Below are 567 nucleotides of genomic sequence, written 5' to 3'. Positions count from 1 at the left end.
CTTTAAGGACCAAGCGGCAATCAGCGCTTGGGCGCGGGATGCCGCCGGCAAGGCGGCGGGACTTGGCCTGATGAAAGGCAGAAGCGCGGCGGCGTTCGTCCCGCAGGGAACGGCGACCCGGGCGGAAGCGGCTCAGGCGATTGCGAATTTGCTCAATGCCGGGAATTGATACCGGTATTTCGGGTTGAACACAAAGATGCCTCCGCAAGTGCGGGGCATCTTTGTGTTGCTTGCAGCAGCGGGAACATGCCGCTTTCAAGCCGCCAAGATAAACTTGTAGTTAATCATAAAGACGATCAGGGCTGCGGATACGAGCGAAAAGGCGATGCAGCCCGCGCCCAGCGCTCTCCGTCCGTCTTTAATGAAGAATTTGACACCGAGCCCGCAGACCAGCAGCGTAGTTGCGGCCAGTACGACGGACGAGCCTACCATGGCGAACCAGTACAATACCTCAAACAATTGAGCCATCGAAGTGCCTCCCTCTTGCGTATCCGGATAGATACTTTAAATATAAGCTATCCAGCCTCGTTTTGGAAGCGATTTACTTTTTATCGCCCTGCTGGCCGT

2 protein-coding genes are annotated in these 567 nt (G+C 56.1%); one reads left to right on the top strand and one right to left on the bottom strand.

The features are described 5' to 3' along the window. Positions 1-169: S-layer homology domain-containing protein (locus tag L691_RS34315; protein WP_156934252.1), on the top strand; the 169-nt coding region annotated here is incomplete at its 5' end. Between the two features lie 86 nt (positions 170-255). On the opposite strand, the gene L691_RS0115650 is transcribed toward L691_RS34315, so the two are convergent. After that, positions 256-468 carry a hypothetical protein gene (locus tag L691_RS0115650; RefSeq protein ID WP_025691400.1) on the bottom strand — a complete coding sequence of 71 codons (213 nt, stop codon included), beginning with the start codon at positions 466-468 and terminating at the stop codon, positions 256-258. Positions 469-567: the final 99 nt, after the last annotated feature.

Origin of the sequence: Paenibacillus zanthoxyli JH29 (assembly GCF_000520715.1) — a bacterium.
GTDB lineage: Bacteria > Bacillota > Bacilli > Paenibacillales > Paenibacillaceae > Paenibacillus_AQ > Paenibacillus_AQ zanthoxyli.
This window is presented reverse-complemented; position numbering and strand designations above follow the sequence as displayed.

Bases quoted from the DNA above. Each gene is read 5' to 3' on its own strand.
- L691_RS0115650 (WP_025691400.1), bottom strand. From the start codon at position 468: ATGGCTCAATTGTTTGAGGTATTGTACTGGTTCGCCATGGTAGGCTCG.